The sequence below is a fragment of the Yersinia rochesterensis genome, from assembly GCF_003600645.1.
Taxonomy (GTDB): Bacteria; Pseudomonadota; Gammaproteobacteria; order Enterobacterales; family Enterobacteriaceae; genus Yersinia; species Yersinia rochesterensis.
In genome coordinates, this window is record NZ_CP032482.1 from 624,281 (window position 1) to 637,522 (window position 13,242).

Sequence of the window (13,242 nt, forward strand, 5' to 3'; positions counted from 1 at the left end):
GATGATTCAGGGATTAAACCATGTTCAAGATGATTACTTCATTATCCGCCATTGTGTTGTCTCTTACCGCTTTCGCCGCCAGCGCAGCGCAGTTACCCGAACACCTGATGGATAAAGACAACCCGGGCGAGTCGTACTGGTGTCAGGGAAACGATATCAATAGCTCCGTCTGCTCGCTTACCGGTATCAGTGACGACCATAAATTTGCTTTAATTCAGGACTGGCCGGGCACTGCCTGTGCTGATAATAATTTTGGTGTTATCGACCTGGTACATGAGACCGGCATTAATGTGCCCTACGATGGTGGTGACTGTCAGGGTGATGTGAAGGCCAGTTTCGTGCGTCGTGCGAAGGATAACGCCCTGTATGTGAAGATTGTCCGGGGCAGCAAAACTTTGCTGATGTACAAAGTTAAAACCGGATACTGACACCACCATTAATACAACATAGGCCCAGCCCCTGCTGCTCACGCAATAGGGGCTTTTTGCATTCAATCGCAATACCGTTTTCTGTCTTTAGTCTCACCCGCTTTATAGCGGCATTTATTCATCACTTCACGCCAGCCCTGACCAGCTGGCTTTTTTATTACGGAGAAAAACCATGACCACACAAACTGATACCGCTTACGAACCGGTTAGTGATTCACAAATGACTAACGTCATTATGGCCAGCCAGGTACCCGATGAACAGCTCCTAGATTTCTGGCCGCTGCACTTCGGGTGTATCCCTCAGTGGATTTTTATCGAAACCCGTATCTTTGGCTGGATGGATCGCTTCTGTGAAGACTACAGCGGTGGTATCTGGCATTTCCACACACTCAGTAACGGCGGTGCCTTTATGGCACCCGAAGCTGAGAATGATGAGAAATGGACATTGTTAAACAACATGAATGGCAACAGCGCGGAAATGAGCGCGGAAGCAGCGGGCATTGTTGTGTGCCTGATCGAATACAGCCATCACGCCTGTCGCACCGAATGCGATGCCATGACGGAGCACTATTACCGCCTGCGGGATTACGCTCTGCAGCACCCTGAATCCAGCGCCATTCTGCGCATCATCGACTGAACGGAGGAACCGATGAAACAGCTTTCCTTTTTACCCGGCGAGATAACGCCACAGGACCGGCATCTCATTCAGCGGGCACTCAGGGTTCTGGACCGGCACCTGCATGAGCCCGGGGTAGCCTTCACCTCCACCCACGCCGTACGTGAATGGCTGCAACTGCATATGGCTGCACTTGAGCGGGAAGAGTTCCGGGTGCTGTATCTGAACAATCAGAATCAGTTGATTGCCCATGAGACGCTCTTTAGCGGCACGATTAACCGTACCGAGGTCCATCCCCGGGAGGTGATTAAACGCGCTCTGTACTTCAACGCGGCGGCGGTGATACTGGCGCATAACCATCCTTCCGGTGAGACGACCCCCAGCCAGGCCGATAAAGCCCTCACGCAGCGGCTGGTACAGGTACTTCAACTGGTGGATATCCGTGTCCCTGACCATCTGATTGTTGGTGGCAGGAACATATTCTCCTTCGCCGAACATGGTCTTCTTTAAGAGGAATAAAATGATGAATAAAGCTACCCAAACATGCGGTCTTAAACGAGATACCACACCGTGTTTCGGAGCCCGGCTAGTGCAGGAAGGTCATCGTCTGCATTTTCTGGCGGACCGGGCAGGATTCACCGGCACGTTTAGCGTGATTCAGGCCAGATATCTGGATGAAGCCTTCCCGCATTTTGTCGCACACCTAGAGCTGAGGCTGCTCTCCGGTGAGCTGAATCCCCGGTACGCGCACTGCGTTACGCTGTACCGTAACGAGCTGACTTGTGAAGCAGATACGCTGGGAAGTCATGGGTATGTGTATATCGCCATTTATCCCTCAAATCAGGTTAAAGACTAACCTTCAGCATCATCTCAGTTTTGTAAGCCTTCAAATCTTCCGTTCCTTTATTTAAGAGACTCAACACATGCAAATCTCAACTGTATCGGCCACGGTGCCGGTTTCGTCACGCCTGTCGCCCGTGCAGGTCTGGCAGCAACTTTTAACGTATCTGCTGGAACACCATTACGGCCTGACGCTTAACGATACGCCATTTCATGACGACGCGGCCATTCAGGAGCATATCGAAGCGGGAATAACGCTTGCTGATGCAGTGAATTTTCTGGTGGAACGCTATGAGCTGGTACGCACTGACCGCAAAGGGTTTACGTGGCAGGAGCAGACACCATTTCTGACCGCTACCGATATTCTCAGAGCAAGGCGAGCTACCGGATTAATGAATACTTAAATTCTTCGAGTCTCATTCCTGATTTTTACCTCTGTACTTTCCACCCTTTTTATTCATCGCATAATGCGCTTGCCATTACCGGTTGGCGTGCTTGCATTTAGCGACGGTTCCTCTCTTCACTACTGGAGTGAGACATTTAATTAAGACAATGAAATCAATAAAGAAGGGAGGGCTCACTTTTTATAGGATTAATATCCCATAAAATTTGCGTTCAAGGGCAACCTCTAATTGGAAAAAAAATTACTAATGGGAGAATTACGATATGACTAGATGCACAGCACCAGTGCGCGGACATACCTCAGCGGCAGCGGCTGCAGCATGTCCTGCATGTCGTTATCGCAGTAGAAGTTATGGTTCTTACGGTCCCTCCTACTCTTCGTCGGGCAGTAGTGGGGGAAATAGTGGCGGCGGTGCCAGTTCCAGCAGCCCAAGACCCCGCTGGTCGAAATCAAGTTCATCCGTGTCGTATACATCAGCCCAAGTGCAGTCACTCACGCCAATCCGACAAACTATTGAAACACGTGCAGTGGAGCAACCAGATCTCCGTGATGTCTTCCTTTGCCACGCGTGGGATGACCGACAGGGCGTAGCCAAAGAGCTGCACGATTTACTCGTGGCTGCTGGTGTCAAAGTCTGGTTCAGCGAGAAGGACCTCGGTCTTGGAGTTCCTATGATGCGGGCTATCGACAAGGGATTAGCAAATTCGAGAATCGGGTTGGTATTGGTGACGCCAGCGTTATTGAGCCGTCTCCCCAAGGAGGGTGTTGCTGACAAGGAGCTTTCGGCACTTCTGGCGGGTAATCAACTAGTTCCAATTGTACATAACACAACGTATCAAGCTCTCCGCAATATCAGCCCCTTGCTTGCATCACGAAGCGGCTTGGATACAGGAGAAGATTCAATGAAAGTTGTCGCGACTAAAATCGCGGAGTTGGTAAGTCTTTAGCGCAGTGGCTAACACAGTTTCTTAATTCAGTTAGTGTTGTTTGTAAAAATTCGATCTAACCCTTTGGTGATTCTGGCCTGTCGTTGGCAGGCCAGACACCTTCATCGTTAATAGCCCGTAGCTGTGACTGCGAACCGTATAGAGCTGTGAGTCAAACGTTGCCGATTTAATTGTAAGCCTCAGAGACGAAACGTTGATGATGAAAAAAGGGAGTGATGAAATTTAAAATCTTTGGAATTAGAAATAGAACACTTCAGTTTGATAAACTTTGTGTCTTGGTATCTTTGGTAGAAAGGAGCAATGATGACTAAGGTAAGCTATAGACGTTATACGGATCTTCCGGCACTAATACATATTTTGACAAACAGAACTCTGACTCTTCTCGATCCTTCTTTTTGGGACGATAAGAATGACTCTTACTTTCTTGCGACTTATAAGGAGAAGAAGGAATTACAGTCAGTGCTTGCCTTATGCTTCACAAAGGAATCAGAGACATACCATCATTGGCGGGTGTTTTCATCTGGAGCATCTGGAGCATGTATTAACTTCAATCCTGAACAACTAGAAACAGCTTTCGCTAGGGCCAAAGGAGTTAAATTTAAAGAGGTAAACTACCTCGCATTGAAAGAACTACGTGAAAATCGCCCAACAATCGCTCAATTACCATTTGTTAAACGAATACCTTATAAGCATGAGAAAGAGTTCAGAGCATTATGGGAGTCAGAGTCCGATAAAGTAGGTTTCCTAGATGTTCCTATTGATATTGCTTCAATTACAAGAATAACCCTTAGCCCGTGGATGCATCCTAGCTTGAGGGAGGATGTTGTGAAACTTCTAAAAATGATAGATGGATGTAAGAGCATCCCTATTGTGAGATCAACGTTGACTGAAAATGCGAGATGGAAATCATATGGAGCAAGCGCGAGGTAAGAATCGAATAACCATATGTTTTGGTGTATGACATAACGAACCAATATTGTTTTTGAAGTGCCAATGTCCGCTTCATGCTTTGAGACATATATGGTTTTCATACAGGCGGATTAGTTAAGAGGCATTCGATAAGACAGATTACTTTACGATTCCTGTGACTCTTTTGACATTTGATAATCATATCTGTGCGCCCCTAGAAAATTATTAGCAGGTCGATATCGAGACCAAGCTTTTGGTGCCTCTGAAGAAAACGTTCTTACCTGCTTTGTTCTTGTCTTGACCACTATATTGGTGTTGTACTTATGTTATTTTGTACCTACTCGCGGTGTCTGATTTTTGTACGGATTTCTGTTTGTGGGTACAGGTGCGGGTACAAGTTCTAATTGATAAAAATAAATAACATTGATATCAGTAAGTTGTCTGTCATATGCGAGTCCGGCCTTCGCACCATTAGTATGTAAATCAAGTCACCACAGGGTGGCTTTTTTTTTGCCTGTCGTTCAGCAAAGTCCATTATCTTCCGTAAAAGTCTATATAAAACAGCATGTAACATTCTGGTGATTTTTGCCACTTCTCCATTCTGGTATTTCTACGTCCATTAGCAGCCATCATCACTGGGGGTCAAAATGGGGGTCAGCTCGATTCGGAAAATTTGTGACCCCCAAATATGCACCAGATATAGGTGGTATCAGCCTTTGTGACGATCTTAGCGGGGTAGGTTGTAGCATCGGGGGGTATCTCTTTACAAAGGACATTTTGGGGGTGTCCTTGGTGCAGAGATAATTAGGCACTATCGTTTTCTGTAATGCCATTGATTAACATAATGTTGTTGTAGAGAAGCCAGCTTGAATTTTGCCTTTATCACCCGTTGACAGCCATAACACTCCAATAGCATAGTGAGCGCTTTCTGGGTTCTATAAGGATGTGACCCCAATGGCACTGACTGATGCCGCAATTCGAAATGCCAAACCTCGCGATAAAGCTTATAAACTCACTGATGCTCAAGGACTCTATCTACAGATACAACCTCGTGGAACTAAGCTCTGGTACCTTAAATTCCGTATCAATGGAAAGGAAAGCCGCATTGCTTTTGGTGGTTATCCTGCTGTCAGCTTACTCATAAGGCTGAGCACTTCGATGAGCGCAGACTGAGGGTCCAGTGGTGGATAGATTATCTGGATGCGAACCGGGAGAAGGGGTTAACCCGTTTGATTTCGTGGAGATTAATAATCAGTTAAGGTAAAAGGCACTTTTCTTTTGCAGCTTCTTTCTCTGAAAAGTCTCATATAAATGGTGTTCTCCACTAGCCTTTTGACGTTGGAGGGGAATGGCGTGTCTTTTGTCATCGTTACTGTCTGAATGTGTTTGCATTAGTATGTTACCCAGGGTACAGCAATGAGCCTTGTATAACGAAAGCTCAACATTCTATTAAAGTATAAAATCATGTTCGGGCTTACGGCTGTTATAAAGTTAGGCTTTGAAGGATACCTGGCTATTTTAAGTTGTAACGGTCGAATGCTGGCCGTAGGTTAAGTGATTATTTAGTCTCGGTATTCATTTCTTTGCCCTGTATCGTTTGCGATAGTTTTCGTTACGGGTATTATTTTGCGAATTGCATTTCAAAAACTGCATTTTTGCTTGGGCACATTTGCTCTATAGCTACGATTTATCCTGAGGATTTTCATGACTAACACTAACTTCTCTCAAACGGCTGCCTTTATCTGGTCGGTGGCTGACCTGCTTCGCGGTGATTTTAAGCAATCCCAGTACGGGCGTGTGATTCTGCCTTTTACCTTACTGCGCCGTCTTGAGTGTGTGTTAGCGCCAACCAAAGATGCAGTGGTGGCAGAGGCTGAAAAGCTGAAGACTAGTCCGCTGCCCGAAGAAGGAAGAGAGAAGTTTCTGTTACGTGCCACCAAGGGCCTGTCGTTCTTCAATACCTCGCCGATGGATCTCGGCAAAATGGGTCAGAACGATATTAAGGCCAATTTGGAGAACTATGTTCAATGTTTTTCGAAGGATGCGCGGGAAATCTTTGAGCACTTCAAATTCACCGAATTTGTTGGTTTGTTGGATGATGCCAACCTGCTGTTCAAAATCGTTAAGAAATTTGCTACCACTGACTTAAGCCCAAATGCTATTTCTAACTATGAAATGGGGCTGGTGTTTGAAGAGCTAATTCGGCGCTTTGCGGAAAGCTCGAATGAAACGGCGGGTGAACACTTTACCCCACGCGATATCGTGCGTTTAACTACCTCTCTGGTGTTTATGGAAGATAATGATGCCTTGTCAAAGGATGGCATCATTCGCACCATTTATGATCCAACGGCCGGTACGGGTGGCTTCCTCTCTTCCGGTATGGAGTACGTGCACGAACTTAACCCGAACGCGGTAATGCGTGCTTTTGGGCAGGAACTGAACCCCGAGTCCTACGCCATCTGTAAAGCCGATATGCTGATTAAAGGGCAAGATGTCAGCCGCATCAAACTGGGCAATACCCTTTCTAACGATCAGTTACCGCAAGATCAGTTCGACTACATGCTGTCTAACCCGCCGTTTGGTGTGGACTGGAAAAAGATTGAAGGTGAGATTAACGGCGAGCATCAACTGAAAGGTTTTAATGGGCGTTTTGGCCCAGGTCTGCCGCGTGTATCTGATGGTTCACTACTGTTCCTGATGCATCTGATCAGCAAAATGCGCGATAACCACAACGCCGATGGCTCGGTGAGTAACGGCGGGCGGATCGGCATTATTCTGAACGGCTCACCACTGTTTACCGGCGGGGCGGGTAGTGGCGAGAGTGAAATCCGTCGTTATATTCTGGAAGCTGATTTGTTGGAAGGGATTGTCGCGCTGCCGACCGATATGTTCTACAACACCGGGATTGCCACTTATGTGTGGATTTTGTCGAACAAGAAAGCACCGGAGCGTAGGGGCAAAGTTCAACTGATTGACGGCACCAATCTGTGCGGCAAGATGCGTAAGTCTTTAGGTTCCAAACGTAACATCATGGGCGAGGATGATATTAAGCTTATCACTCGTACCTTTGGTGATTTTGAGGTGGTGGAAGCGACTGCTCTTGAAACATTAGGTCTTGAGAAAGCGCCTGAGCAGAAATCTAACCGTGGCCGTCAGTCGGCAACGGCGAAAATCGAAGCGCCAAAAACCTTCGCCAGTAAAATTTTTAACAGCACGGATTTTGGCTACCGCCGCCTAACCATTGAGCGCCCGCTGCGTTTGTCTGCTCAAGTTACTGATGAATCGATTGCCACACTGCGCTTTGCTCCGAAGCCGTTTAACGTGCCGATGGAGCGCCTATATGACGAGTTCGCCGCGCAATGGCAAGACGATAATTACGGCGATTTTACCGGGCTGCAAGTTGAAGCGCGCGCCATTATCAAAGCTGAATTTGCTGAGCTGAAAGAGAAGCAAATTAAAGACCTGCTGGACAGCAAATTGTGGCTGGCACAGCTTGCATTGATGGATAAAGCACAGCAAATCCAAACCGCATTGGGTGTGAAAACCGGCGGCAAAGAGCGAGTTAGTGATGACTTTAATGAGTTCCAACTCACCTTAAAAGGCGCGATTAAAACCGCGGGCGTGAAGCTGGATACTAAAGAAAATAAACAGTTTATCGACGCTATCACCACTAAAAACCCGGATGCCGAGCCGGTGGTGAAAAAGGTACTAAAAGAAGCCGCCCAGCCGCTGTATGGTGCATTTGAATATAAAGGCAAAGTGGTGGAGTTCGAGCAGGATGGCGATCTGCGTGATAACGAAAATGTGCCGTTAAACCCGGTTATCGCTACCAGCGATTTGATTGAGAACTACTTTAAAGCCGAAGTGCTGCCGCACGTTGCCGATGCCTGGATTAACGCCGATAAGCGCGATGCCAAAGACGGTGAAATAGGGATTGTCGGTTATGAAATCCCGTTTAATCGCCATTTCTACGTTTATCAGCCGCCGCGCCCGTTAGAAGAGATTGATGCGGATTTAGATGCGGTGAGCGCCGAGATTATGAAGCTATTGCAGGAGGTACATTCCTGATGGCTAAATATAAGGCTTATCCGGAATATAAGGATTCTGGTGTGGAGTGGCTGGGAGAAATTCCCAAAGAATGGAAAGTCAGTAGAGTAAAATATATAGCGCCATTTCAGGTTGGTTGGACTCCTCCTGTAAGTATCCCCTCAAAACGGCCCATTCACTTTTAGAGATCTTCCGACATACTGATTATGTCATCTGAGGAGATCACTATGCGTAAGATCCGATTCACCGAGCACCAGATCATCGCCGTACTGAAATCAGTCGAAGCGGGTAGGACCGTCAAAGATGTGTGCCGTGAGGCTGCTATTTCCGAAGCCAGCTACTACAACTGGAAGGCGAAATATGGCGGAATGGAAGCCGCTGATATCAAAAAAATCAAAGATCTTGAAGACGAGAATCGTCGTCTGAAGCAGATGTTTGCCGATCTGAGTCTGGAATGCCGGGCGCTGAAAGACGTCATCGAAAAAAAGCTTTAAAACCAGCGATAAAGCGTGAGCTCGTCAACTATTTGACCGCGCAGTTTACGATGAGCGTACGCCAGGCATGCAGGACGTTATCGCTGAGCAGGACGGTGTTTCGTTACCAACCGGATACGCGACGTGATGAACCGGTGATCCAAATGCTGACAGAGGTGGCCGAGCGCTATCCCCGCTACGGTTTTAAGAAGCTTTTTCAGGTGCTTCGCAGGCAGGGGCACGTCTGGAATCACAAGCGCGTACACCGGATTTACTGTCTGTTAAAACTGAATTTTCGTCGTAAGGGTAAACAACGCCTGCCGGTGCGCAATCCGGCTCCGCTGGCAACGCCGGAAGCCCTGAACCAAAGTTGGTCGATTGATTTTATGCACGACGCGCTGACATGTGGCCGACGTTTTCGGACCTTCAATGTCGTCGATGATTTTAACCGTGAAGCTCTGGCTATCGAAATTGACCTAAATATCCCGGCACAGCGTGTCGTCCGAGTGCTGGACAGGATAGTAGCAAACCGTGGATATCCGCTGAAGATGCGGATGGATAATGGGCCAGAACTGATATCACTGGCTCTGGCGCAATGGGCCGAAGAGCATGGCGTGATGCTGGAATTTATCAAGCCGGGCAAACCGACGCAAAACGCATTTATCGAACGGTTTAACAGGACGTACCGGACAGAAATACTGGATTTTTACCTGTTTAGAACGTTGAACGAAGCACGGGAAATTACGGAACGTTGGCTGAATGAATATAACAGTGAGCGGCCCCATGAATCCCTGAATAACCTGACACCGGAAGAATACCGGCTGATGGCTGAAAACCCGGAAATCTCAAAAAGTGCGTGGAACTAAAGCTGGGATACTTACACCACCAAAGCCGCGTTTGAAGAATCTGGCATAAAAGCCAAAAAGTGGCGAATCGATCTGGTGCTGTTTGTTAACGGCCTGCCGGTGACAACGCTGGAGCTGAAATCTGAGTTCAAACAGGCGGTGCAAAACGCCATCAAACAATATAAAAAAACGCGTTTGCCCAAAGACCCGATAACCAATAAACCTGAGCCGCTGCTGACCTTTAAACGGGGCGCGTTGGTGCATTTTGCTGTTAGCCAGTATGACGTGTTTATGGCGACCAAACTGGCCGGCGATGACACTTTCTTCCTGCCGTTTAACAAAGGCACCAAAGACGGCGGTGCAGGTAATGATATTCCCGAAGATGAAAACGAGTACGCCACCAGCTACTTGTGGAATGAAGTTCTACTGCCCGACAACTTACTGAAAATCCTCGCCAGTTTTGTGCATCTACAAATTGAAGAAAAAGAAACATGGAACGGGTTGAAAGGAAAAAAAGAGAGCCTTATTTTCCCGCGCTATCACCAGTGGGATGTGGTGAATAAGCTGATTAGTGCCGCCGTGGTTGAAGGTACAGGGCATAAATATCTTATTCAGCACAGCGCGGGTTCCGGTAAATCTAACTCCATTGCCTGGACTGCTCACCAGCTTTCAACTCTCTACGATGAGCAGGGTGAAAAGCAGTTTCATTCGGTGATTGTGGTCACTGACCGCACGGTATTGGACGATCAGCTACAGGACACTATCTACCAGTTTGAACATGCGGACGGCGTTGTCGGGCGCATCAATAATAAAGAAGGCGATGGCTCCAAATCAGAAAAACTCGCCAGCGCGCTGGAAAACTCACAGCCGATTATTATCGTCACCATCCAGACTTTCCCGTTCGTGCTGAAAGCCATCGAAAACAGCGTCAGCCTCAAACAGCGTAAATATGCGGTGATAGCTGATGAAGCGGACTCATCGCAAAGCGGCTCCACAGCGCGTCAGCTTAAAGAAGTGCTGATGACCGACGAGGTAGATGACGATGTGGTGTTGTCATCGGAGGACATTATCGATGCCACTGTCGCCGCCCGTAAAGGCAGCAGCAACCTTAACTACTATGCATTTACCGCCACGCCCAAAGCGAAAACCCTTGAGCTATTTGGCCGCCGCCCTAACCCGCTAGAACCCGCATCGAAAACCAACAAGCCCGAAGCCTTTCATGTTTACTCCATGCGTCAGGCGATTGAAGAGGGCTTTATTCTTGATGTCCTGAAGAACTACACCAACTACAAAGTAGCCTATCAGCTGCTGCAAAAACTGGCAGATGCCGACCGGGAAGTCGACAGTAAAAAAGCCAAAATTAAACTGAACCAGTGGGTTACATTGCACGATCATAATGTTGCGCAAAAAGTAAAAGTGATTGTTGAGCACTACCGCAAACATGTGATGCATTTACTCGGTGGGCAAGCCAAGGCGATGGTGGCCACCAGTTCGCGTAAAGCCGCAGTGCGCTATAAGTTGGCATTTGATCAATACATCGCCGAAAAAAACTATCCGAAGATTAACGCAATGGTGGCGTTTTCTGGCGAGGTGGAATTTCTTGAGAGTGACCACAATAGCCTGGCACTGCTCAACCAGAAGTTCACCGAAATCAATATGAATCCGGGGCTGAAAGGCCGGGATATGCGTAAAGCTTTTGATAGTGATGATTATCAGGTCATGTTAGTGGCGAATAAATTCCAGACTGGTTTTGACCAGCCGAAATTATGCGCCATGTATGTGGATAAAGCTCTCGGTGGTGTGGAGTGTGTACAGACGCTCTCGCGCCTGAATCGTATCTATCCGGGTAAAGCACAGTCGGGCACCTTCGTACTCGATTTCTATAACAAACCGGATGATATTTTGGCAGCTTTCCAGCCTTACTATCAAACTGCTGAGTTGACAGATGTCAGTGACCCACAGCTAGTCTTTGAGTTGTCACAGAAACTTCGCGCTAGCGGTATTTTTCTCTGGAGCGAAGTCGAGCAATTCTGCGAGGCATTTTTCACTAAAAACAAATCCAACGCCGCGATCAGTAATATCTGTAAACCCGCCGTTGAGCGCTGGAAGAAGCGTTATACCTCGGCGATTGATGCTTATGTGCTGGCAAAAGAAATTTTTGAGCGAACCAAAAAAACCCACGATGTGGTGCTTATCACTAATGCCGAAAACAGTTTTAAAGAGTGCAAACAAGAGAAAGACAAACTGGATATCTTCAAGAAAGATCTTGGCAGTTTTGTTCGTTTCTACGAGTTTATGTCGCAAATCGTTGAGTACGATGACAAAGAACTGGAGAAACTTAGCCTATTTGCCCGCCATTTGCGTCCGCTGCTGCATGAACAGCGCGTTGAAGAAGATGAGATTGATTTAAGCAATGTGGAGATGAGCCATTACCGCTTATCGAAAATCCACGAGCAGCATCTCAAGCTGCAGGAAGATGCCGGAGAATACAAAATCGAACCAGGCAATGACATCGGCACCGCCAAGCCAAAAGATAAGAAAGAAGAGTTCCTGTCGAATATTCTGGCACGTCTAAATGACCTGTTTATTACTGATAATCTCAGTGATAAAGACATGATTAACTATGCTTTTACCGTGCGCGACAAGTTATCGGAAAACCAGGCAGTCATGACGCAAATTGCCAACAACACCCGTGAACAAGCTATGCTGGGGGATTTCCCTAAAGCCATTGATGACGCGGTAATGGATAGCAATGATGCTCAGCACGAAATGATGATGCAGTATTTGTCTAATCCGGAGTTGGCGAAAGGGTTTGCCCGGGTAGTGTTTGATATGTTGAAAGGGGCTTGAGTTTTTAGCTGGTCGGGAGTGGGGTTATTTTTAGTCTTTGTCTGGGAAGGCTAGTGCTTAAATGTCCCCTTATTGAAATTCTGAGATTCGCAGTACTGATGGCGGGTTAGGCTACGTGCCAGTCATGATTCAACGTGGTTTTTTTGAGGACTCAGTACGCTGCCGGTGTCGTATTCGCATCATAATTATCGCTGTCTTGCTGTCTTGCTGTCTTGCTGGCTTTGCAGCAGCAGGTCGCGGCCGACATCCACCTTGACGCTTTCGCCGCTGGCCTGCGCGCCGATGAGTGAAGTATCGCGGCCGCTGTTGAGCGACAGGGTGCCGCCGCTGTCGAGGGTGGTTTCAGTCCAGGTGGTGCCGTTGCCGTGTTCATTGCCCTGGCCCTTGTTGGCGTTGGCAAAGATGCTCAGGCCACTGCTGGCACCATTCAGGCCCAGACTGACCCCTACGCTGCCGCCGCTGCTGCTGTTACTGCCGTCGGTTTTCTGCGTGTTGGCGGCACCGAGTAACAGCAAGTCGCGGGCGGCATCTAAGGTGGTATCACCGCCGGCTTTAAGCTGGCTGCCTTGCACCAGAATATCGCCGCTGTTCCCCTCGCCGGTGGCTGTCACCGTCAGGTTGTTGCCCGCCGTCAGGGTCGAGCCGGTCACGCTGGTCTGTTCCTGATGCTGCTGTGAGGACGATTTTTGTGAGCCTAATGAGGCGCTGACACCGAACATGCTGGCGGCATCGCCCCCTTGCGCCTGCACCAGTTGGCCGGCCTGCACCGCCTGCGCGCCACTGAGTGCGGCTTTCACCCCTTGCAACGCGGCTAATCGGCCATTGCTCTCGTCGCGGGCCTCTTTGGCGGTGGTATATCACCTTAGGCGTTATTGACCAGTATC

The 13,242-nt window shown here is 48.0% G+C and carries 10 protein-coding genes and 4 pseudogenes; 12 read left to right on the forward strand and 2 right to left on the reverse strand.

Annotated features, from left to right (window positions below; genetic code table 11):
• The first annotated feature begins 20 nt into the window (after nucleotides 1-20).
• The 5 genes from DXZ79_RS03005 to DXZ79_RS03025 all read left to right on the forward strand — a co-directional run bounded on the left by DXZ79_RS03005 (nucleotide 21) and on the right by DXZ79_RS03025 (nucleotide 2,288).
• Entirely contained in the window at nucleotides 21-428 is a 408-nt protein-coding gene (locus DXZ79_RS03005) for a hypothetical protein (protein WP_120011095.1), read from the forward strand.
• A gap of 172 nt (nucleotides 429-600) precedes the next feature.
• Complete coding sequence (locus DXZ79_RS03010) at nucleotides 601-1,065, forward strand: antirestriction protein (protein WP_120011096.1); 465 nt, start codon at nucleotides 601-603, stop codon at nucleotides 1,063-1,065.
• A gap of 12 nt (nucleotides 1,066-1,077) precedes the next feature.
• Nucleotides 1,078-1,554: a JAB domain-containing protein gene (locus tag DXZ79_RS03015; protein ID WP_120011097.1), complete on the forward strand. Its 477-nt coding sequence runs from the start codon at nucleotides 1,078-1,080 to the stop codon at nucleotides 1,552-1,554.
• 13 nt (nucleotides 1,555-1,567) lie between these two features.
• Nucleotides 1,568-1,900 (forward strand): type IV toxin-antitoxin system YeeU family antitoxin, encoded by a 333-nt coding sequence (locus DXZ79_RS03020; protein WP_120011605.1) that lies wholly within the window; start codon nucleotides 1,568-1,570, stop codon nucleotides 1,898-1,900.
• Nucleotides 1,901-1,967: 67 nt separating this feature from the next.
• Nucleotides 1,968-2,288 (forward strand): TA system toxin CbtA family protein, encoded by a 321-nt coding sequence (locus tag DXZ79_RS03025; protein ID WP_120011098.1) that lies wholly within the window; start codon nucleotides 1,968-1,970, stop codon nucleotides 2,286-2,288.
• 369 nt (nucleotides 2,289-2,657) lie between these two features.
• Here the strand turns inward: DXZ79_RS03025 and DXZ79_RS21100 are convergent, their stop codons facing one another.
• Nucleotides 2,658-2,783, reverse strand: a complete 126-nt coding sequence (locus DXZ79_RS21100; protein WP_261370210.1) for a hypothetical protein — start codon at nucleotides 2,781-2,783, stop codon at nucleotides 2,658-2,660.
• A gap of 31 nt (nucleotides 2,784-2,814) precedes the next feature.
• Here DXZ79_RS21100 and DXZ79_RS21105 point away from each other — a divergent pair, with 31 nt between their 5' ends.
• The 7 genes and pseudogenes from DXZ79_RS21105 to DXZ79_RS03060 all read left to right on the forward strand — a co-directional run.
• Entirely contained in the window at nucleotides 2,815-3,234 is a 420-nt protein-coding gene (locus tag DXZ79_RS21105) for a toll/interleukin-1 receptor domain-containing protein (protein ID WP_253272186.1), read from the forward strand.
• Nucleotides 3,235-3,534: 300 nt separating this feature from the next.
• Entirely contained in the window at nucleotides 3,535-4,164 is a 630-nt protein-coding gene (locus DXZ79_RS03035) for a hypothetical protein (protein WP_073991475.1), read from the forward strand.
• 933 nt (nucleotides 4,165-5,097) lie between these two features.
• Nucleotides 5,098-5,280, forward strand: a pseudogene (locus tag DXZ79_RS03045) (Arm DNA-binding domain-containing protein); the annotation flags it as partial.
• 2 nt (nucleotides 5,281-5,282) lie between these two features.
• Nucleotides 5,283-5,407, forward strand: a pseudogene (locus tag DXZ79_RS21280) (tyrosine-type recombinase/integrase); the annotation flags it as partial.
• A gap of 440 nt (nucleotides 5,408-5,847) precedes the next feature.
• Entirely contained in the window at nucleotides 5,848-8,211 is a 2,364-nt protein-coding gene (locus tag DXZ79_RS03050; protein ID WP_038636616.1) for a type I restriction-modification system subunit M, read from the forward strand.
• Nucleotides 8,212-8,417: 206 nt separating this feature from the next.
• A protein-coding gene (locus tag DXZ79_RS03055; RefSeq protein ID WP_120011099.1) for an IS3 family transposase occupies nucleotides 8,418-9,529 on the forward strand; the annotation gives its coding sequence in 2 pieces (ribosomal slippage) (nucleotides 8,418-8,679 and nucleotides 8,679-9,529; 1,113 coding nt in all).
• A gap of 21 nt (nucleotides 9,530-9,550) precedes the next feature.
• Nucleotides 9,551-12,358, forward strand: a pseudogene (locus tag DXZ79_RS03060) (type I restriction endonuclease subunit R); the annotation flags it as partial.
• Between the two features lie 206 nt (nucleotides 12,359-12,564).
• Here DXZ79_RS03060 and DXZ79_RS03065 read toward each other — a convergent pair.
• A pseudogene (locus DXZ79_RS03065) lies at nucleotides 12,565-13,212 on the reverse strand (hemagglutinin repeat-containing protein); the annotation flags it as partial.
• Between the last annotated feature and the right edge of the window lie 30 nt (nucleotides 13,213-13,242).

What these genes read in the sequence shown, in the direction of transcription:
- DXZ79_RS03025 (WP_120011098.1), top strand. Translation starts at nt 1,968, where the DNA reads ATGCAAATCTCAACTGTATCGGCCACGGTGCCGGTTTCGTCACGCCTG.
- DXZ79_RS03005 (WP_120011095.1), top strand. Translation starts at nt 21, where the DNA reads ATGTTCAAGATGATTACTTCATTATCCGCCATTGTGTTGTCTCTTACC.
- DXZ79_RS03010 (WP_120011096.1), top strand. Translation starts at nt 601, where the DNA reads ATGACCACACAAACTGATACCGCTTACGAACCGGTTAGTGATTCACAA.
- DXZ79_RS03020 (WP_120011605.1), top strand. Translation starts at nt 1,568, where the DNA reads ATGAATAAAGCTACCCAAACATGCGGTCTTAAACGAGATACCACACCG.
- DXZ79_RS03050 (WP_038636616.1), top strand. Translation starts at nt 5,848, where the DNA reads ATGACTAACACTAACTTCTCTCAAACGGCTGCCTTTATCTGGTCGGTG.
- DXZ79_RS03035 (WP_073991475.1), top strand. Translation starts at nt 3,535, where the DNA reads ATGATGACTAAGGTAAGCTATAGACGTTATACGGATCTTCCGGCACTA.
- DXZ79_RS03015 (WP_120011097.1), top strand. Translation starts at nt 1,078, where the DNA reads ATGAAACAGCTTTCCTTTTTACCCGGCGAGATAACGCCACAGGACCGG.